Origin of the sequence: Phenylobacterium sp., from assembly GCF_036563285.1 — a bacterium.
Lineage (GTDB): Bacteria > Pseudomonadota > Alphaproteobacteria > Caulobacterales > Caulobacteraceae > Phenylobacterium.
The window spans coordinates 248232-266160 of the sequence record NZ_DATCMR010000002.1; the positions used below are offsets into that span (position 1 = coordinate 248232).

At 70.1% G+C, this 17929-nt stretch carries 19 protein-coding genes; 10 read left to right on the forward strand and 9 right to left on the reverse strand.

Annotation, left to right across the window (positions count from 1 at the left end; translation table 11 throughout):
• Positions 1 to 7: 7 nt before the first annotated feature.
• Positions 8 to 1744, reverse strand: coding sequence for a D-aminoacylase (locus VIL76_RS01430; protein WP_332043195.1), 1737 nt, complete (start codon positions 1742 to 1744; stop codon positions 8 to 10).
• 104 nt (positions 1745 to 1848) lie between these two features.
• Between VIL76_RS01430 and VIL76_RS01435 the strand changes: the two genes are divergently transcribed.
• Complete coding sequence (locus VIL76_RS01435) at positions 1849 to 3030, forward strand: SMP-30/gluconolactonase/LRE family protein (RefSeq protein ID WP_332043196.1); 1182 nt, start codon at positions 1849 to 1851, stop codon at positions 3028 to 3030.
• Here VIL76_RS01435 and VIL76_RS01440 read toward each other — a convergent pair.
• Positions 3027 to 4142 (reverse strand): beta-ketoacyl-ACP synthase III, encoded by a 1116-nt coding sequence (locus tag VIL76_RS01440; protein ID WP_332043197.1) that lies wholly within the window; start codon positions 4140 to 4142, stop codon positions 3027 to 3029. The two genes, VIL76_RS01435 and VIL76_RS01440, sit on opposite strands and share 4 nt — an antisense overlap.
• Before the next feature lie 195 nt (positions 4143 to 4337).
• On the opposite strand from VIL76_RS01440, the gene VIL76_RS01445 reads away from it, so the two are divergent.
• From VIL76_RS01445 to VIL76_RS01455, 3 genes are all read left to right on the forward strand, one after another.
• Positions 4338 to 4874 (forward strand): porin family protein, encoded by a 537-nt coding sequence (locus VIL76_RS01445; protein WP_332043198.1) that lies wholly within the window; start codon positions 4338 to 4340, stop codon positions 4872 to 4874.
• Positions 4875 to 4984: 110 nt separating this feature from the next.
• Positions 4985 to 5386: a hypothetical protein gene (locus VIL76_RS01450; protein WP_332043199.1), complete on the forward strand. Its 402-nt coding sequence runs from the start codon at positions 4985 to 4987 to the stop codon at positions 5384 to 5386.
• On the forward strand, positions 5383 to 6327 hold the full coding sequence (locus VIL76_RS01455; protein ID WP_332043200.1) for a sterol desaturase family protein: 945 nt from the start codon (positions 5383 to 5385) through the stop codon (positions 6325 to 6327). The genes VIL76_RS01450 and VIL76_RS01455 overlap by 4 nt, the downstream gene beginning before the upstream one ends.
• On the opposite strand, the gene VIL76_RS01460 is transcribed toward VIL76_RS01455, so the two are convergent.
• Positions 6263 to 7204 (reverse strand): NUDIX hydrolase, encoded by a 942-nt coding sequence (locus VIL76_RS01460; RefSeq protein ID WP_332043201.1) that lies wholly within the window; start codon positions 7202 to 7204, stop codon positions 6263 to 6265. The two genes, VIL76_RS01455 and VIL76_RS01460, sit on opposite strands and share 65 nt — an antisense overlap.
• A gap of 2 nt (positions 7205 to 7206) precedes the next feature.
• Complete coding sequence (locus tag VIL76_RS01465) at positions 7207 to 7803, reverse strand: HD family hydrolase (RefSeq protein WP_332043326.1); 597 nt, start codon at positions 7801 to 7803, stop codon at positions 7207 to 7209.
• A gap of 163 nt (positions 7804 to 7966) precedes the next feature.
• On the opposite strand from VIL76_RS01465, the gene VIL76_RS01470 reads away from it, so the two are divergent.
• Both VIL76_RS01470 and VIL76_RS01475 read left to right on the forward strand, forming a co-directional pair.
• Positions 7967 to 8779 carry a universal stress protein gene (locus VIL76_RS01470; RefSeq protein WP_332043202.1) on the forward strand — a complete coding sequence of 271 codons (813 nt, stop codon included), beginning with the start codon at positions 7967 to 7969 and terminating at the stop codon, positions 8777 to 8779.
• Between the two features lie 15 nt (positions 8780 to 8794).
• A complete protein-coding gene (locus tag VIL76_RS01475; RefSeq protein ID WP_332043203.1) occupies positions 8795 to 9169 on the forward strand; it encodes a hypothetical protein in 375 nt (124 codons plus the stop codon).
• A 9-nt stretch (positions 9170 to 9178) separates the two neighbouring features.
• Here the strand turns inward: VIL76_RS01475 and VIL76_RS01480 are convergent, their stop codons facing one another.
• On the reverse strand, positions 9179 to 10039 hold the full coding sequence (locus VIL76_RS01480) for a hypothetical protein (protein WP_332043204.1): 861 nt from the start codon (positions 10037 to 10039) through the stop codon (positions 9179 to 9181).
• A gap of 97 nt (positions 10040 to 10136) precedes the next feature.
• Positions 10137 to 11006, reverse strand: a complete 870-nt coding sequence (locus VIL76_RS01485) for a MoxR family ATPase (protein WP_332043205.1) — start codon at positions 11004 to 11006, stop codon at positions 10137 to 10139.
• Between the two features lie 166 nt (positions 11007 to 11172).
• Between VIL76_RS01485 and VIL76_RS01490 the strand changes: the two genes are divergently transcribed.
• Genes VIL76_RS01490 through pseI form a run of 4 tightly spaced genes read left to right on the forward strand, consistent with a single transcriptional unit; the run spans position 11173 to position 14670 of the window.
• Entirely contained in the window at positions 11173 to 12048 is an 876-nt protein-coding gene (locus tag VIL76_RS01490) for a class I SAM-dependent methyltransferase (protein ID WP_332043206.1), read from the forward strand.
• Complete coding sequence (locus VIL76_RS01495; RefSeq protein WP_332043207.1) at positions 12045 to 12974, forward strand: ATP-grasp domain-containing protein; 930 nt, start codon at positions 12045 to 12047, stop codon at positions 12972 to 12974. The genes VIL76_RS01490 and VIL76_RS01495 overlap by 4 nt, the downstream gene beginning before the upstream one ends.
• Complete coding sequence (locus tag VIL76_RS01500) at positions 12971 to 13627, forward strand: HAD family hydrolase (RefSeq protein ID WP_332043208.1); 657 nt, start codon at positions 12971 to 12973, stop codon at positions 13625 to 13627. The genes VIL76_RS01495 and VIL76_RS01500 overlap by 4 nt, the downstream gene beginning before the upstream one ends.
• Positions 13624 to 14670, forward strand: a complete 1047-nt coding sequence (pseI, locus tag VIL76_RS01505; RefSeq protein WP_332043209.1) for a pseudaminic acid synthase — start codon at positions 13624 to 13626, stop codon at positions 14668 to 14670. The genes VIL76_RS01500 and pseI overlap by 4 nt, the downstream gene beginning before the upstream one ends.
• On the opposite strand, the gene VIL76_RS01510 is transcribed toward pseI, so the two are convergent.
• The 3 genes from VIL76_RS01510 to VIL76_RS01520 form a co-directional block, all read right to left on the reverse strand.
• Positions 14667 to 15353, reverse strand: coding sequence for a glycosyltransferase family protein (locus VIL76_RS01510; protein ID WP_332043210.1), 687 nt, complete (start codon positions 15351 to 15353; stop codon positions 14667 to 14669). The two genes, pseI and VIL76_RS01510, sit on opposite strands and share 4 nt — an antisense overlap.
• A 40-nt stretch (positions 15354 to 15393) precedes the next feature.
• Positions 15394 to 15942: a hypothetical protein gene (locus VIL76_RS01515; RefSeq protein ID WP_332043211.1), complete on the reverse strand. Its 549-nt coding sequence runs from the start codon at positions 15940 to 15942 to the stop codon at positions 15394 to 15396.
• Positions 15943 to 16005: 63 nt separating this feature from the next.
• Entirely contained in the window at positions 16006 to 17787 is a 1782-nt protein-coding gene (locus VIL76_RS01520) for a tetratricopeptide repeat protein (protein WP_332043212.1), read from the reverse strand.
• Positions 17788 to 17929: the final 142 nt, after the last annotated feature.

Sequence of the window (17929 nt, forward strand, 5' to 3'; positions counted from 1 at the left end):
TCGCGGCCTACCAGTTCCACTCCGCTGCGCTCTTGCGGCAGCCGCCGTCGGGCCAGCCCTTCCAGCCGCGGCCGCGCACGACGCGTCCCGGGCGCGCCGCCGTGGGCTCCCCGTCGGCCAGCGCCAGCTGGCCGTTCACCACCACGTGGCTCACCCCCACCGCCAGCTGCTGCGGCTGCGGGAAGGTGGCGCGGTCGCCGACGGTGGCGGGGTCGAACACCACCACGTCGGCGAAGTAGCCCTCCACCAGCCGGCCGCGCTCGCGCAGGCCGAGGTTGTGGGCGGGTAGGGCGGTGAGCTTGCGCACCGCCTCGGCCAGGGTGAGCCGCTTCTCCTCGCGCACGTACTTGCCCAGCAGGCGGGCGAAGTTGCCGTAGGCCCGCGGGTGGGGCTGGGACAGCTTGAAGACGCCCTCCGGGGCCTGGCCCTCGGCGTCGGAGCCGAAGCTCATGTAGGGCAGGGCGGTCTGGCGCGCGACGTTCTCCTCGCTCATCAGGAAGTAGGCCGCCCCCACCCGGCTGCCGTCCTCGATCACCAGGTCGATGGCGGCGTCCTCGGGGCTGACGCCGCGCGCCCGGGCGACCTCGGCCAGCGCCTTGCCGGTGAGCGGCTTCAGGGCCGGATTCTTGAACGCCAGCAGGACGACGCCGTCGGGGCCGGCGTGGCGGGCGAGGTTCTCGAACGTCGATTTCTCCGCCCGCATCTCGGCGATCACCCGGCGGCGGATGGCGGGGTCCTTCAGCCGCTTGATCCACTCCTCCAGCCCGCCGGCCTGCACCCAGACCGGCATGGCCGCGTCCAGGCCCGTCGCGCCGGCGGTGTAGGTGTACATGTCCGTGGTGATCCGCTGGCCACGGGCCCGCGCCGCCTCGATGCGGGCGATGGCTTGGTCGAGCTTGGGCCAGTTGGAGCGTCCGGCGGCCTTCAGGTGGTAGATCTCGGCCGGGGCGCCGGAGCGGCGGGATATCTCGATCAGCTCGTCCACCGCCTCGATGAACCGGTCGCCCTCCGAGCGCATGTGGCTGATGTAGAAGCCGCCACAGCGGCCGGCCTCCGTGACCAGGGCCGCCAGCTCGTCGGTCTCGGCGTAGCTCGCCGGCGCATAGATCAGCGACGAGCCCACGCCCATGTCGCCGTCCTCCATGGCCTGAACGACCAGGGCGCGCATGCGGGCGAGCTGCCCCGCCGTCGGGTCAACGTCGCCTTCGCCGAGCGCGTTGATCCTGATCGTGGTGGCGCCCACGAAGGAGGCCACGTTCATCGACACGCCGCGCTTCTCGAGGCCGGTCAGGTACTGGTCCAGCGTGGTCCAGGTGACCGGAAACTTTATGTCGCCCTGCCGCTGCTCGTAGTTGCGCTGCATGGCCGGGGTGAAGGGGCCCATGGAGTCGCCTTCGCCCATCACCTGCAGGGTGACCCCCTGCTTCAGCTCCGACAGGCCGCGGCCGTCCGCCATGAGGCTGTCGGTGGACCAGGACAGCATGTTGATGAACCCCGGCGCGACCGCCTTGCCACGGGCGTCGATCTCCACGCGGCCGGGCGCCGGGGCCCGCGGCCCCACAAAGACGATCCGGTCGTTGCTGATCCCCACGTCGGCCTTCACCGGCGCCGTGCCCGACCCGTCGTAGAGGTCGCCTCCGCGGATCACGATGTCGAAGAACGGCTGCGGCGGCGGGGCCGCGGGACCGGTCGCGCAGGCGCCGAGCGCCAGGACCCCGGCGGCGAAAAGGGCTTTGAGCTTCATGCAGACGCCTCCCGAGGCCGAGCCTAGCCCGCCATGACCAAGCTTTCACCTGACAAAGCCCGGCGGCTCTGGCCTCCTCCCCCGAAGCTCATGGGAGGACGGGAATGAGGCTGTTGGCGGGCGTTGTGGCGGCTCTGGTGCTTGCAGGCGCGGCCGAGGCGCAACCCGGCGTTGGCGTCGACGCCAGGATCCGCCAGTACGAGGAGATCACCCGCCAGGCAGACGAGCCTGCGGTGGAGTGGCTGCTGGCGGAGGCCTATGCCGAGGCGGGTCGCACCGCCGACGCGGTGGCCGTGCTGCAGAAGCTGGCCGGCCGGCGGATGGGCTTCGCGCCCGACGGGCTCTCGCCCCTGAAGCGGCTGGCCGGCGACCCGGCCTACGACCGGATCGCCGCGCAGCTGCACGCCGACGCGCCCAAGGTGCGCCGCGGCCGCACCGCTTTCACCATCGCCCGGACCGGCGTGGTCCCGGAGGGCATCGCCTACGACGCCCGCGCTGGCCGGGTGTTCGTGGGCGACATGCATGCCCGGACCGTGCTGGCCGTGGACCGGGTCGGGCGGGTCTCGACCTTCGCGCCGGCCATGTCGCTGACGCCTCTCGGGATGAAGGTGCATGGCGGCCGTCTGTGGGTGGCCACCACCAACGGATTCACCGACGCCAAGGCCAGGCGGGCGGAGCTGGTGGCGTTCGACCTGCGCACCGGCCGGCGCGTGGGCGCCTGGACCCATCCCGAGGCGCAGTCCTTCAACGACTTCGACTTTGCGCCCGACGGCGCGGCCTATGTGAGCGACAGCCTGGGCGGCGCGGTCTTCCGGTTGGCTGCAGGAAGGATGGAGCGCCTGACGCCGGCCGGGGGACTGGGCTATCCCAACGGCGTGGCGGTGACCGACGACGGCCGCCACGTCTTCGTGGCGCAGGGCGTCAGCCTGCGCAGGATCGACACCGCGACGAAGGAGATCACCCGCGTGGGCAATCCGCCGGGCCTGACCAGCCTCGGCTCCGACGGCCTCTACTGGCGCGACGGGGCCCTGCTGGCGGTGCAGAACGGCGGCACGCCGGGCCGGGTGGTCAGGTTCCGGCTCTCGCCCGAGCGGGACCGCATCACGGGCTTCGAGCTGCTGGAGGCCGGCAACCCCGCGTTCGACGTGCCGACGACGGCCGCCATCGGTTCGGACCGGATGTATGTGCTGGCCAACGCCCAGATCGACCGGCTGCGCGAGGACGGCCGCCTCGATCCGGCCAAGCCTCTGCACCCCATCCAGATCCTGGAGATCCCGCTGGGTTAGCGCTTGCGGACGAACACGGTCCCTGCCGAATAGCCCGCCCCGAACGAGCAGATGAGGCCCAGGTCGCCCGTCCGGAAGTCGTCGTTGGTCTTGTGGAAGGCGATGATCGATCCGGCGGAGGAGGTGTTGGCGTACTCGTCGAGGATGATGACGTTCTCGCCGGGCTCCGGCTCGCGGCCGAGCACACGCCGACCGATCAGCTCGTTCATGTTGATGTTGGCCTGGTGCAGCCACAGGCGCTTCAGCCGGGCCGTGTCCACGCCGATGTCGTTTGCGTGCTCGACGATCATCTCGGAGACCATCGGAACGACCTCGCGGAACACCTTGCGGCCCTCTTGGACGAACAGCTTGTCCGGCTTGCCCACGCCGTCGGGGTCGGCGCGGTTGAGGAAGCCGTAGTTGTTGCGGATGTTGTTGGAGAACTGGGTCTTCAGCCGCGTACCGAGGATCTCCCAGCCGCCGACCGCCTGGTCGGAGGCCTCCAGGATCACGGCCGTGGCCACGTCGCCGAAGATGAAGTGGCTGTCGCGGTCGCGGAAGTTCAGGTGGCCGGAGCAGATCTCCGGATTGACCATCAGCACAGCCTTGGCCGAACCGGTCTTGATGAAGTCGGCCGCCGTCTTGATGCCGAAGGTGGCCGAGGAGCACGCCACGTTCATGTCGAAGGCAAAGCCCTCGATGCCGAGCGCGTTCTGCACCTCTATGGCCATGGCCGGGTAGGCGCGCTGCATGTTCGAGGCGGCGCAGATCACCGCGTCGATCTCGCTGGCCGGCTTGTCCCAGCTGACCAGGGCGTCCATCGCGGCCTCGACGGCCATCTCAGCCAGCACCGAGAGCTGCTCGTTCGGCCGGTCCGGGATGATCGGGCGCATCAGCTCGGGGTCGACGAGTCCGGTCTTGTCGAACACGTAGCGCGACTTGATACCTGAGGCCTTCTCGATGAACTCCGGGGAGGAGGGCATGAGGGCGGCGACCTCGCCGGCGGCGATGGCCTTGGCGTTGGCCTTGTTGAACCGCTCGACGTAGGCGTTGAAGGTCTCCACCAGCTCGGCGTTCGAGAGGCGGTTGGGCGGGGTGTAGAGCCCCGTGGCGGCGATCACGGCGTCCGGCAAGCGACGACTCCGACTTGGACGGCGCTGTAGATAGCACGCCGCCGGGCTGCGTCACCGCCTGTTGCGCGCAGGCCACACCTCTGGGTTGCCATAGTCAAGCCGCAGAACCCACACGGCATGGCCTTGGTTTAGCGCCCACGTGGAGGAGGCCTAGGGGGCTGATCCCTCGCATCCCAACCAGGAGTGGTTTTGCTTATGAAGACTCTTATCGCTGCGGCGTCCGCCGCCGTGCTTGCGACGCTCGTTCCCGCCATGGCTCAGGCCCAGACGGCGACGACGGGGCTGTACGGAAACCTCGGCTACTCGCAAGCGAGCAGTGACGACATCAACCTCGGCGCCATCGGCGGCCGCGTCGGCTGGCGGTTCAACGATTGGCTGGGCGTGGAAGGCGAGCTCGGCTTCGGCGTGAAGGACGACACCGTCACCGAGGCCGGCATCGACGTGGACATCGAGCTGGAGCACACCGAGGCGATCTACGCCGTGGGCTTCGCCCCGCTGTCGGCCAACACCGACCTCCTGGCCCGCATCGGCTACGGCAACACCTCGATCAAGGGCTCTGCGCTTGGCACGTCGGTGTCCGAGGATGGCGATTCGTGGAACTACGGGGTGGGCGTCCAGCACCACTTCGACGGCGTGAACGGCATCCGCTTCGACTACACCCGCCAGGAGTACCGCGGCGACGACGCCGGCTCGTCCGACGTCTGGTCGATCAGCTACAGCCGCCGGTTCTAAGGACCGCACAGGCTTGTGACGATGAGCCCCCGCCCTTCGGCGGGGGCTTTTCCTTGACCTTTCGTCGCCTTCGCGCGCAGCTTCGGGCAGAGTTCCGGGAGGCGTGGGGCGTGGACCAGGCGTTCTTCATCCAGTTGGCGGTGTCGCTGGCGGCCGTGGCCGTGCTCGTGGCGCTGGCCGCGTGGGCCAAGATCGCCCGGCCGGGCGCACCCCTCGACGACGCCCGCGCCCGCTTCCTGCTGCAGGAGGAGTTTCCCGGCCGCACGCTCGACGCCGTCTGGGTGGCCGTGGACGGCAAGGGCGCGGTGGCCAAATCCGGCGCGCTCGCCCTGGTGCTCTGCGAACTCGGCGACGGCCACGTGGCCCGCCAGATTCCCTGGGGCCAGGCTCTCGCGGCCAGCTTCAAGAACGGCAAGATCTCCATCGACCTGGCCGACGTCTCGGCGCCCGTGGCGGTGATCTCGCTGCCGTCGTGGCCGCCCAAGGAGATCGTCAAGGACCTGGCTGCGTGACGCCACCGGCCCTCGATCCGGTGACGCTGGCGACCCCGTTCTTCATCCTCACCATCATCCTGGAGATCCTGCTGGCCCGCGCCGGCAAGGTCGCGGCGAACTACGAGACCCGGGACACCGCGGTCTCGCTGGGCATGGGCCTGGGCTCCTCGGTGGCCGGGGCCTTGATGAGCGGGATCATCTTCGCGGGTAGCGTGTGGGCCTACCAGCACCGGCTGTTCGATATCCCCATGACCGCGGCCTGGGCCTGGGTGGCGATCTTCCTGCTGGAGGACGTGACCTACTACTGGTTCCACAGGATCAGCCACGAGCGGCGCTTCTGGTGGGCGAGCCACGTCAACCATCACTCCAGCCAGCACTACAACCTGTCGACGGCGCTTCGGCAGACCTGGACCGGCGGGGTGGCGGGGACCTGGCTCCTCTGGCTGCCGCTGGCCTTCCTGGGCTTCCCGCCCGCCATGATCGCCATCCAGAAGGGGATCAGCCTCGTCTACCAGTACTGGATCCACACCGAGGCGATCCGCCGGCTGCCGGCCTGGTTCGAGTGGGCGTTCAACACGCCGTCGCACCACCGGGTGCACCACGCGCGCAACCCGCGCTACCTGGACCGCAACTACGCCGGCATCCTGATCGTCTGGGACCGCATGTTCGGCACCTTCCAGCCCGAGCTGGACGAAGAGCCCTGCCGCTACGGGCTGGTGAAGAACCTGGGCACCTTCAACATCGTCCGCGTGGCCTTCCACGAGTGGATCGGCATCTTCCACGACATCGCCCGGCACCCGCGGCACATCCTCGGCTGGCTGTTCGGCCCGCCCGGTTGGAGCCCCGACGGCAGCCGCGAGACCTCGGCGAAGCTGCGGGCGCAGTGGGCGGCGGCTAATCCCGCAGCAGCGGGAGCGCCAGCCCCGAGACCGGCCGCGCGGCAAGTATCTCGCGCCTGAAGCGGTGCAGCTCGGCGGGGCGGCCGCCGGTGTCCGGCTCCAGCGTCCCCAGGCCCTCCACCAGCTCGGCCCGCTCAAGGGCGCGGCGGAAGTTCTGCTTGTGCAGCGGCACGCCGGCGATCGCCTCCACCGCCCGCTGCAGGGCCGACAGGGTGAAGGCCTCGGGCATAAGCTCGAACACCACCGGCCGGTACTTCAGCTTGCCCCGCAGGCGGGACAACGCGGTGGCCAGGATCCGGCGGTGGTCGGAGATCATGGGGTCGCCGCCGGCGCGCGCCAGCTCGCCCTCCACGGGGCTCTCGCCGCGGTCGCGGGCCGCCTCCTGGACCACGCCGGCCTCGTAGAGCAACTCGTAGCGCTCCAGCACCCGCTCCTCGTTCCAGGGCGCACCGTCGAAGGCGAACAGCAGGCGGGCGCGGGCGAGCCGCCCTGCGTCCTCGCCGGCCCACCGCCGCAGCGCCGGCTCGATGGCGAAGAGCGCCGCGGGGCGCCCCTGCCGCCAGTCCTCGTAGGGGAAGAACCGGCTCCACGGCTGCCACTGGCTGTCGGTGGAATGGGTGTCGAGGGCCGCGGGGGCGAGGGCCAGGTAGCCGACGGAGATCACCCGGCCGTGCTCCGAGCCCGCCGCCAGCGGCGCGTCACGGCCCTTGTCGCCGAAGGTGTAGAGCTGCTCGACGTAGCCCAGGTTGAACCGCGTCTGCTCCGTCACGAAGGCCCGCATCGCCAGCTCGAACGTCCGGTGGCCCTCCGGGTCGAACGGGCCGAACGGCAGGCCTGCCAGCGCCTGGCCGGGCGGGCGCACGCTCAGCACCACGGCCTCGCCGTCGCGGATCGCGACCACCACCGCCGAGAGCCCGATGACGACGGGGGTGGCCATGCTCACTCCGTATCGAAGGCGGCGGCGGGGGCGGCCATGTAGCCCGCGGCCTCGGAGAGGGTGTGGAAGCGCTGCACGTAGCGCGCCTGGGCGAGGCTGGGCGCCCAGGGCTCGATGTGGAGGTCGTACCCGGGGGGCGGGGCGTCGAAGAAGTCCAGGGCCTCGTCACGCGAAAACCCAGCCAGCTGGGTCGCCTCGAAGAAGGCGCAGGCCCGGTCGGCCTGCTTGATCAGCTTCTTGACCGGGAGCGGCGTCTTCGCCGGCAGCCCGAAGCGGATGTGGATGGCGCTCTCGAGCCGGTCCTCGAAGACCTTGTAGTCCATGCCGAGCGCCGCCTTGAACGGGCTGATCATGTCCCCGATCACATATTCCGAAGCATCGTGCAGCAGGGCCGCCAGGCGCCAGCGCGGCTCCACGTCCGGCTGGATGTGGGCCACGATCTCCTCCACCACGATAGAGTGCTGGGCGACGGAGAAGGCGTGCTCGCCCACCGTCTGGCCGTTCCAGCGGGCCACCCTGGCCAGGCCGTGGGCGATGTCCTCGATCTCGATATCCATTGGGGAGGGGTCGAGCAGGTCCAGCCGCCGGCCCGACAGCATCCGCTGCCAGGCCCTGGGCGCGGCCTTGGCGGTACGCAGCCCTTTCCTCACCGGCACATTCCCTCCATGGTCTGGTTCCGTGAACTGGCCCAGAGCCTGACAAAGATCAATGCGCGGCTCAGGCCGAGCTTGGCAGGTTCCACGGAATGGAAGGGACGAGACGATGAGCTGGGCCCGGATCATGGCCCCGTTGTCGGGAGGCCAGGGCGACCGAGACGCCGTCGCCGCCGCCGTCATGCTGGCCGAGCCCTTCGGGGCCGAGGTGGCCGGCGTCTACACCCCGGCCGACGTGGCCGACGTCATGCCGTGGATGGGGGAGGGGTTCCTGGGCGGGGTCCAGACCACCGCCCTGGAGTCCCTGAAGGAGGCCGCCCAGGCCGGCGAGAAGAACGCGCGCGCCGCCATGGACGCCTGCGCCTACGGCAAGAAGCAGTTCATCGCGCTGACCACCCCCGTCTGGGCAGGGCTCTCCGCCGAGAGCCGGCTGTCGGACGTGGTGGTGTTCGGCTCCGATCCCGCCCGCGGCCGCGGCCCGCTCGCCGAGGCCTTCCAGCAGATGGTGGCCGACGAGCAGCGGCCGGTGCTGATCGCCCGCGAGGGGCTGACGGTCGGCGGCTGCGTGGCGGTCGCCTGGGACGGCGGCAAGGAGGCCTCACGCGCCGCCCGCCTGGCCCTGCCGCTGCTGGAGAAGGCCAGGCGCGTGGTGATCCTGGCCGCGCCCAAGGCCAGCTCCCGCAGCTTCGACGCGGCCCGGCTCCAAGCCTACTACGGCGCCCGGGGCGTCGACGCGGAGCTGGAGGTCCTGCCGGAGTCGGGGGACGCGGCCCCGGCGCTGGTCAAAGCCGCCGCGGCGGTCGAGGCGGAGATCCTGGTGGCCGGCGCCTTCGGCCATCCACGGCTGCAGGAGTTCATCTTCGGGGGCACCACACGAAGCCTGTTGAACTCCGACCGCCCATCGTTGTTCTTATCGCATTAGGTCGGAGGTGAATTGATGACCCTGTCGCGTATCGTGATGCGGCTTGCCCGTAACCCTGGCACGGAATTCGCCGGCGGCGACGACCATCGCGGCTACGCGCTGACCGCGCCGCTGAACGACGACGGCCTGCTGGACGAGCAGGCCTTCAGCAAGGCCCGCGAGAACTGCACCGTGCGCCGCTTCGCGCCGGACGAGGATCCGGTGGACGGCCGCCTGAACCGCCGCGGCCAGCGCTGGTTCTTCGACTACGACGAGGACGACGTGGCCGACGACGAGCCCGTCCACCGCCTGGGCGAGCACCGTTTCGCCGTAGGCGAATACGTCACCGTCACCGACGAGGACGGCCGCCCGCTCACCTACAAGGTCGTCGAGGTCCAACCGGCGCAGTAGGGGCGGGGCTCACACCCCGCCGTTGCGGCGCACCAAGCGCTTGATGTCGTCGTAGGTGTCGTCGTTGTGGCGGTCCGGCGCGTCGATGTTCGAGCGCACCGTGGCCACCGCCAGCGGCCCCATCTTCGGTCCCGCGGCCTCGTAGCCGACGAACCGGGCGCCGTTCGGCATGTCCTTGCCGGTGTAGATGAAGGTCGCCCGAAGCCCTCGCTTCTGGCGCGAGAAGGCCTCGCCCTTCAGCCGCACGTCCCGGTACATGCGGATTTCGGCCGCGTCGTCCTTGGCCTTGATGTGCATGCCGCCGATGCGCACGTCGGCCTCGTCGGTGGCGTCGTCGGCATGGACCTCGATGAACGGCAGCTTCACGTGGGCCGTGTCCTTGCCGCCCGGGCCGTCCCGGGCCTCTACCTTTACGCCCGGCAGGTTCACGCTGACGTCCTCGCTGGCGTCCACATCGACGTCCACGTCCGCGCGGGCCGACTTGGTGTCGTCCGCGGCTTCCGCCGCCGCCTTCGCGGCCGCGCCCGCTACGGGCGCTTCGGCCTGCGCCTTGGCCTTCTCGGCCGTCGTCTTGGCCTGGTCGGCCGCCTCCGTCGCCTCGATGGGCGCCATCAGGCTCGTCTCGATCGCCCGCAGCGCGCCTTTCGGGTCCCCGCCGGTGGAGACCAGCTGCAGGGTGACGTCGCTGCCGTCCCGCGTGCGGTAGGTGCAGGTCTTGCCGTCCGGCGCGCGGGCGGTCCGCGTCAGCTCGCCCTGCACGTCCGGGCAATCCAGCGAGGCGCGGGCGACCGGGGGCTTCGAGGGGGTGCAGGCGGCGGCGAAGGCGCCCACCGCGAGGACCGACGCCGAGGCGAGGATCAGGGACTTCATGGTCAAACAGGCTCCGTCCGTTCGCTCAGGAACGTGCGCGGAGAGCCCCCGAAAATCGAGTGAATTCGCCGTAACGCCTGTTACGTCGGCAAGGCCGCTACTGACCCGGCCGCGACCCCGCGCCCTCGCGCCGCGCCAGGAAGGCGAGGCGCTCGAAAAGGTGCACGTCCTGCTCGTTCTTCAGCAGGGCGCCGTGCAGCGGCGGGATCAGCTTGGTGGGGTCGCGCTCCTTCAGCGCCACCTCGTCGATGTCCTCGACCATCAGCAGCTTCAGCCAGTCGAGCAGCTCGGACGTGGACGGCTTCTTCTTCAGGCCGGGCACCTTGCGCATGTCGTAGAAGATGCGCAGCGCCTCGGCGACGAGCTTCTGCTTGATCCCCGGATAGTGCACCTCGACGATCTCGTTCATCGTCTCGGCTTCCGGGAAGCGGATGTAGTGGAAGAAGCAGCGGCGCAGGAAGGCGTCCGGCAGCTCCTTCTCGTTGTTCGAGGTGATGACCACGATCGGCCGGACCGCGGCCTTGATCGTCTCGTTGGTCTCGTAGACGTAGAACTCCATCCGATCGAGCTCCTGCAGGAGGTCGTTCGGGAATTCGATGTCGGCTTTGTCGATCTCGTCGATCAGCAGGACGGGGCGCTGCGGGCTCTCGAACGCCTCCCAGAGCTTGCCCTTCTTGATGTAGTTCTTGACGTCCTTCACCCGCTCGTCGCCGAGCTGGCTGTCGCGCAGGCGGGTCACGGCGTCGTACTCGTAGAGGCCCTGGATGGCCTTGGTGGTCGACTTGATGTGCCAGGTGATCAGCGGCGCATCCAGCGCCTTGGCGATCTCGTAGGCCAGGACGGTCTTGCCGGTGCCGGGCTCACCCTTGATCAGCAGGGGGCGCTCGAGCGCGATCGCGGCGTTCACCGCCACCTTCAGGTCTTCGGTGGCGACGTAGGCTTCCGTGCCTTCAAAACGCTGGCTCATTCGGGCTCCCCGGGGGCGGGCGAGGCCCGCGTTCGAACAGTTGTTTCAACCGCGGAGACTAAAGACCGCGTCGGCGCATGCAAGTGGCTTGGCGCCGCGCGCTCGCCGCGGCTTCGGCTATGCTCCCCATGCGGGCGACTCACGTGGGCCCGGCGGGAGCGCAACGGTGACGCAGCGTCTGGTCCAGAAGCCGGAGGGCTACTTCGAGATCGAGCCCCGACCGACGTCGGAGGAGCTCGCCGCCTACTACCGCGACAAGTACTTCGTGGCCGACCACGGCAAGAACCCCTACGCCCACGGCTACACCGACGAGGAGCTGGCCCACAAATACCTGCAGCCGGCCGAGACCGAGCTGGTCTGGGGCCGCCCGCCGGGCCGGCTGCTGGAGGTCGGGGTGGGCGAGGGGTTCACCCTGGACCACTTCGTCAAACGCGGCTGGGACGCCAGTGGCCTCGACTTCACCGACGACGGCCTGATGGCCTTTTTCCCGGAGCTGTCAGACCGGCTTCGGCTGGGCGACGCCTTCGCCCTGCTGGACGAGGTCATCGCCCGCGGCGAGACGTTCGATCTGGTGGTCTGCAACAACGTCCTGGAGCACGTCATCGACCCCATGGGCCTGCTCGACCGCCTGCGGGCCATCGTGGCGCCAGAGGGGATGGTGCGGATCTCGGTCCCCAACGACGGTTCTTGGCTGCAGGACCAGATCGTCCGCCGCGGCCTCGGTGAGCCCGAGTTCTGGCTCGCCCCGCCGGACCACCTCAACTACTTCAACACCGACAGCCTGCCCCGGGCCATGGCCGCGCACGGCTGGGACGTGGTCGAGCACCTGGGCGAGTTCCCGATCGACATCTTCCTGCTCAATCCCGACACCGGCTACATGCGGGACCGGACCAAGGGCCGCGCCTGCCACTTCGCCCGCATCGCCTTCGAGATGGGGCTCTGGAAGGATCGCTCCCTGGAGGCGGTGGTGGCGTTCCGGCGTGGCTGCGCCCAGGCCGGCATCGGCCGCAACCAGACCGTCTACGCCCGCCCGGCGGCATGAACGTCCTGATCCTCAGCGCCGCGGCCAAGGTCCAGCTGGTGCGGGCGTTCAAGGACGCGGGCGCACGCGTGATCGCCGCGGACATCTCGCCGGACAACGCCGCTCTGTTCGAAGCCGACCAGGCCCTGATCCTGCCCCGGAGCGACGACCCCGCCTTCGCCGACGCCCTCGCCGAGGCCTGCGCTCATCACGACGTGCGGCTGGTGGTCCCCACGCGGGACGGTGAGCTGCCCGTTCTGAGCGGCCTCAAGGCCTGCCTGGCGGGCCGGGGCGTGACCGTTCTCGCCCCGTCTTCCGAGGCGCTGGAGACCTGCCAGGACAAGCGCCGGTTCGCAGCCTTCTGCGCCGCCCATGGGTTTGCGACCCCGCGCACCTTCGCCCCCGGTGAGACGCCGGACTTCCCCGTCTTCGTCCGGCCGGTGCGCGGCGCGGGGGGCAAGGGGGCGCGGCGCGTCGATGGGCCGGAGCCGCTCGGCGATGAGCTCCTCGTGCAGGCGCTGGAGACCGACCCGGAGTTCACCGTCGACGTGCTGATGGACCTGGAGGGCCGCCCGCTCCAGGCGGTGGCCCGCCGCCGGCTGCTGGTGCGTGACGGCGAGGCGGTGAAGTCTCAGGTGGCAGACATCGCCGACCTCGCCGAGCAGGCGTTGGCGCTGTGCGCCGCCCTGGCGCTGGTGGGCCACAATGTGGTGCAGGCCTTCTGGTCGGCCGAGCGCGGGCCGCGTTTCATCGAGGTGAACCCCCGCTTCGGCGGCGCCTCGAACCTCTCGATCCGGGCGGGCCTCGCCTCGCCGGAGCGCCTCCTGCAGATGGCGGCGGGCGAGGACGCGGCAACGCGGCGGCCGATCGCCTACGGCCTGACCCTGCTGCGCTATGCCGAAGACCGCATCGTCAGCGAGGCCGAGCTGGCGGCGCTCGCCCGATGAAACCGCGAGCGCTGCTCATCGACCTCGACGACACCCTCTATGACGAGCGGACCTATGTGCTCTCGGGCTTCCAGGCGGTCGCCGCGGGCCTGGCCGAGCGCTTTCCCGGGCTGCATGCCGGCCTCGTCTTCGAGGCCATGGTCGCCGAACTGGACACCAACGGCCGCGGCGAGGTCTTCGACCGCGTGCTGGCGGAAGCCGGGCTGAGGGCCGAGGTCGGCGAACTGGTGCAGATGTACCGCGAACACCCGCCTCACATCGCGCTCTGGCCCGGTGTGGCCGACACCCTGACCGAACTGCGCCGCGAGCATCGCATCGCCATCGTCACCGACGGCCTCGGGGTCATGCAGCGGCGCAAGGTTGCGGCGCTGCGCGTCGAGCCGCTCGTCGACGCGGTGCTGTATTGTTGGGAGCACGAGTCGCCGAAGCCGCACCCAGGTCCCTATGCCGAGGCGCTGCGGCGGCTCTCCGTGACGCCCGAGGAGGCGGTGGTGATCGGCGACAATCCCGCACACGACATAGCCGCCGCCCGGGCGCTGGGCTGCCGCTCCGTGCGCGTGCTCACCGGCCGGTTCACGGCAGAGCCGGGCCAGGCGGACGCCACGGTCGCCAGCTTCACCGAGGTCCCGGCCGTGCTGGGGAGCCTGGCATGACGCCCGTCACCATCGGCGGCCGCGCACTGGGTCCGGACCAGCCGCCCTTTGTCGTTGCCGAGATGTCGGGCAACCACAACGGCGACATCGGCCGCGCGATGGCCCTGATCGACGCGGCCAAGGCCGCAGGCGCGGACGCGGTGAAGCTGCAGACCTACACCGCCGACACCATCACCATCGACCATGACGGGCCCGAGTTCGTCGTCCACGGCGGCCTCTGGGACGGGCGCAGGCTCTATGATCTCTACCAGGAGGCCCACACCCCGTGGGACTGGCACGGGCGGTTGTTCGACCATGCCCGCCAGGTGGGCATCGAAATATTCTCCTCGCCCTTCGACCCGACCGCCGTGGCCCTGCTCCAGACGCTCGGCGCGCCGGCCTACAAGATCGCGTCATTCGAGCTGATCGACAGTCCCCTGATCGAACTCTGCGCGGCCACCGGCAAGCCGCTCATCATGTCGACGGGCCTGGCCTCGCCGCAGGAGATCGCCGAAGCCGTGGCGGCGGCGAAGGGCGCGGGCGACGGCGGCATCGTCCTGCTTCACTGCACCAGCGCCTATCCGGCGCCTATGTGCGACATGAACCTGAAGACCCTGCAGCATCTGGCCGACGCCCACCGCGTGCTGGTGGGCCTATCGGACCATACGCTCGGCGTGGCCGCGTCCGTGGCGGCCGTGGCCCTGGGCGCCTGCTTCATCGAGAAGCACTTCACCCTCAGCCGCGCCGAGGGCGGGGTCGATTCGGACTTCTCGCTGGAGCCGCACGAGCTCGCCCGCCTGGTTGCGGAATGCCGCGACGCCTGGGCCGCCCTGGGTGAGGTCCGCTACGACGAGGCGCCGTCTGAGGCCGCCAGCCGCGACCACCGCCGCTCGCTCTACGTGGTCGCCGACATCGCCGCCGGCGAGCCGCTGACGCCGGCCAACGTCCGCTCCATCCGTCCCGGCCACGGCCTGCCGCCGAAGCACTTGCCTGAGGTCGTCGGCCGCCGCGCCGCGCGTGACCTCAAGCGCGGATCGCCGCTGGACTGGTCGATGCTCGCCTAGGCCGTGTGGCTGAAGGGCAGGGCGCGCACGTCGTCCGACGTGAAGGCCGGGTTCTTGGGATAGAGCGCCTCGTACACCCGCGCCACGAATGCGTAGTCCTCAGGGGTGTCGACAGTCCAGCGCAGCCCGCTCTCGTCCCGGTCCTGCTGTAGATGGCCGACGCTGAACCGAGCCCCTTCGCGATAAAGGTAGGGCGTGACGTGCTCGCGGTCGTACGGGTCCGTCGCCTCGCGCCCCGCCGCCAGCAGCGCGTCCAGCGTGAACACCTCCATGTCGACCCCGTGCGGATAGGTCCTGCGCCGGCCGTTGGACAGGTAGTCGACCCCCAGCCGCTGCCGCAGCCGCACCCCGGCGTCGATCACGCCCGGATCGGCCAGCGGGCAGTCGGCCGTCAGCCGGACCACGTCGCCCTCGAGCCCCAGGTCCTCGGCACAGCGGACGAACCGATCCAGCACGTCCGCCAGCGATCCCCGGAACACCTCGGCTCCGATGCGCTCCACATGCGCCGCGAGCAGATCGTCGGAGCGGTCGTCGCTGGTCGCCACAGCCAGCCGCTCGAGCGTCTCGCAGCGGCGGAGGCGCTCGATCTGCCGCTCGATCATCGGCGCGCCGGCCAGCGGCTTCATCACCTTGCCGGGTAGCCGGGTGGAGCTCATCCGCGCCTGCAGGATCGCCACCGCCATCGCTCACCTCCGCAAGCGATGATGGGCGGATTCGGAAGCGTCAGTCCTCGTCGGGCTTGGCGCGGGTCTCGCCGCCGCGGTCCTCGGAATAGCCCATCCGCTTGAGGTCCTCGTCGGAGACGTTCTTGGACTGGAAGTTCGTGAAGTCGTCCTCGCCGCCGGACACGGCGTCGGCGTCGCGCACCTCGTGCAGCCCCTCGATCTCCTCGGGGTCGATCGCCGCCTCATCGATGAAGTCGGAGCCGGCTTCGGCGCCCAGGCCGTCGAGGTCGTCCTCGTCCTCCTCGTCCACCGCGCGGTAGGAGAGCTCGTCGTCGTCCTCCAGGTCGCCGTCGTCCACGGCGTCCTCGTCGAACTCGTCGGCGTCCAGGGCCAACGCCTCATCGTCGTCGCGGTCCCCGACCTTCTGCATCATGTCCACGACGTCTGGCAGCTCCTCGAAGGTGCGCATGTCCTCGCCGACACCGAGCGGGGAGTCGCCGCCCATGGCGGCTGCGCCTTCGCCGCCGACCGTGTTGCTCTCGTCGAAGACCTCGGCCTGATCCTGGGGATCGAAGTCGGAGTCGGAGTCGAAGCTGGTTCCGGGCATGGGGTCCTCGCATGACGGCGCCTGACACGGCGGCGCCCATACGGTTTCAACCCGTGGAAAAGCTCAGCGTTCCTCGCCGGCCCAGGCGCCGAGCGCCTCGCCAGTCTCGGACATCACCTCGTCCCAGGCGCCGAAGGTCGGCGGCAGGAACACCCGTGTCTGCGGGTAGAAGGGATAGCGGTCGGTGCCCAGCAGGGTCCAGGCGCCGGGCGTGGAGATCAGCCAGCTCGGCACGCCGCAGCCGGCGGCGATGTTGAAGGTGGCGTTGGAGAAGCCCACCACCAGGTCCATGGCGCAGCAGAGCGCGGCCACCTCGTCGAGGTCCTGCTTCAGGTCGATGCCCTCGGGCTGGAAGACCTCCACGCTCAGCTTACGCTTGGCGAACGCCAGCTCCTCGGCGCAATCGCCGTACTGCAGGTTCACGAAGGTCACGCCCTCAGTCTTCAGCACCGGGGCCCAGGCCTGGAATGGCGAGAAGTAGCGGTTCCGCGCGCCGCGGCTGATGGCGCTCTTCCACAGCAGGCCGACCTTGCGGCCGGGCAGGGCGGAGAGCTTCTTGCGCCAGTGGGCGACCCGCTTCGGGTCGGCGGAGAACAGGTCGGTGCGCTGCGGGAAGGCCTCCACCGTCGGCCGGAACTCTCGCAGGAGCGAGCCGATCGGGGTCCACAGGTCGACCTGCTCCATGTCCTCCACGAAATCGACGACGCGGGCGGGCCGGTTGCGCAGCCCATAGGTCTTGTGGGCGCCCACCTGGGCCTGCGGGAAGGCGCGGGCGAACATGGGGACCAGCCGCTCCTCGACCGCGATGATCAGCTTGCCCTCGGGCCCCAGCCGCTCGATCACGTCGGGCAGGGTGTTGGCGAAGAGGATCTCGTCGCCGAGGCCCTGCTCGCCCACCACCAGCAGGGTCTTGCCGGCCAATTCGTCGCCCGGCGACCAGCGCGGGCGGTCGACCAGGAAATAGGTGATTTCCCCGTACTGGGGATGCAGGCGGGCTTCGTACTCCTCCCAGCCCTCGCTGACGCGCCCGAGCGCCATCAGGATGGTCGAGCGGGCCAGCCGCATCATCTGGCGCTCGACCTCGGCCTTGGTGCGGGACGCCGCGATGTCGCACGCCTCCAGCGCCGCCTGTGGGTCGCCGAGCGCCAGGAGCGCGTTGCCGAGGTTGTAGCGGGCCTTGGGGAACTCCGGATCCAGGCGCAGGGCCTCGCCGAAGAACACCATGGCGTTGGCGTAGTCGCCCTGTTCGGCGACCACGGTGCCCATGGTGTTCCAGAGCATCGGCACGTCCTGCCGCACCATGATCGCGGGCCGCAGCACCTCCACGGCGTCGTCGAGCTTGCCCTGGCTGCGGAGCGCGCAGGCCAGGTTGTTGGCGCCCTCGTGGTCGTCGGGATGGCGGACCAGGTAGTGGCGGAAGAGCTTCTCCGCCTGCACGTTCATGCCCATCCGAAAGGCCAGGCGGCCGAGGTCGTTGGCCACCTCGGCGTGGTCGGGCAGCAGCTTCAGCGCCGCCTCGTAGGCCTTAACCGAGGAGGCGAGGTCGCCCAGCCGCTCGCGGGCGATGGCCAGCAGGTACCAGCCGAAGCCGTTGCGCTCGTCGTGGTTCAGCGCCTTCAGCGCCCATTCGTCGCCGGCGCGGAAGTCCTCCGCCAGCAGCGACTGCACGGCCTGCTGCAGCAGGGGCTCCACCGCCATGGCCTTCAGCTCGCTCATGGCGGAGTTCAGGCGAGCGAGCGCGTCCTTAGACCCCGCCGCGCCCAGCGCGTCGGTCGCCAGCTGGACCCGCGCCGGCTCGGCGGTCTGCAGGGCTTTGAGCGAAACGGCGCTCGACTCGCGCGGCATGGAGGCGACTCCCGGACTTCGCCGCTAGCTCGCGCGATTATGGTGAATCCGGCGTTAACCAAGCTCCCTTCCGGAGCGGCAAGAGCCCGTTAACCTGCGCGCCCATAGCGTGCAGGTGCGTTCGGCCCACCAGAAGGCGACA

Excerpts from the sequence above, each read along its gene's own strand:
- VIL76_RS01430 (WP_332043195.1), bottom strand. The coding sequence starts at position 1,744 with ATGAAGCTCAAAGCCCTTTTCGCCGCCGGGGTCCTGGCGCTCGGCGCC.
- VIL76_RS01435 (WP_332043196.1), top strand. The coding sequence starts at position 1,849 with ATGAGGCTGTTGGCGGGCGTTGTGGCGGCTCTGGTGCTTGCAGGCGCG.
- VIL76_RS01445 (WP_332043198.1), top strand. The coding sequence starts at position 4,338 with ATGAAGACTCTTATCGCTGCGGCGTCCGCCGCCGTGCTTGCGACGCTC.
- VIL76_RS01460 (WP_332043201.1), bottom strand. The coding sequence starts at position 7,204 with ATGGCCACCCCCGTCGTCATCGGGCTCTCGGCGGTGGTGGTCGCGATC.
- VIL76_RS01465 (WP_332043326.1), bottom strand. The coding sequence starts at position 7,803 with ATGCTGTCGGGCCGGCGGCTGGACCTGCTCGACCCCTCCCCAATGGAT.
- VIL76_RS01470 (WP_332043202.1), top strand. The coding sequence starts at position 7,967 with ATGAGCTGGGCCCGGATCATGGCCCCGTTGTCGGGAGGCCAGGGCGAC.
- VIL76_RS01475 (WP_332043203.1), top strand. The coding sequence starts at position 8,795 with ATGACCCTGTCGCGTATCGTGATGCGGCTTGCCCGTAACCCTGGCACG.
- VIL76_RS01480 (WP_332043204.1), bottom strand. The coding sequence starts at position 10,039 with ATGAAGTCCCTGATCCTCGCCTCGGCGTCGGTCCTCGCGGTGGGCGCC.
- VIL76_RS01485 (WP_332043205.1), bottom strand. The coding sequence starts at position 11,006 with ATGAGCCAGCGTTTTGAAGGCACGGAAGCCTACGTCGCCACCGAAGAC.
- VIL76_RS01495 (WP_332043207.1), top strand. The coding sequence starts at position 12,045 with ATGAACGTCCTGATCCTCAGCGCCGCGGCCAAGGTCCAGCTGGTGCGG.
- VIL76_RS01500 (WP_332043208.1), top strand. The coding sequence starts at position 12,971 with ATGAAACCGCGAGCGCTGCTCATCGACCTCGACGACACCCTCTATGAC.
- pseI (WP_332043209.1), top strand. The coding sequence starts at position 13,624 with ATGACGCCCGTCACCATCGGCGGCCGCGCACTGGGTCCGGACCAGCCG.
- VIL76_RS01510 (WP_332043210.1), bottom strand. The coding sequence starts at position 15,353 with ATGGCGGTGGCGATCCTGCAGGCGCGGATGAGCTCCACCCGGCTACCC.
- VIL76_RS01515 (WP_332043211.1), bottom strand. The coding sequence starts at position 15,942 with ATGCCCGGAACCAGCTTCGACTCCGACTCCGACTTCGATCCCCAGGAT.
- VIL76_RS01520 (WP_332043212.1), bottom strand. The coding sequence starts at position 17,787 with ATGCCGCGCGAGTCGAGCGCCGTTTCGCTCAAAGCCCTGCAGACCGCC.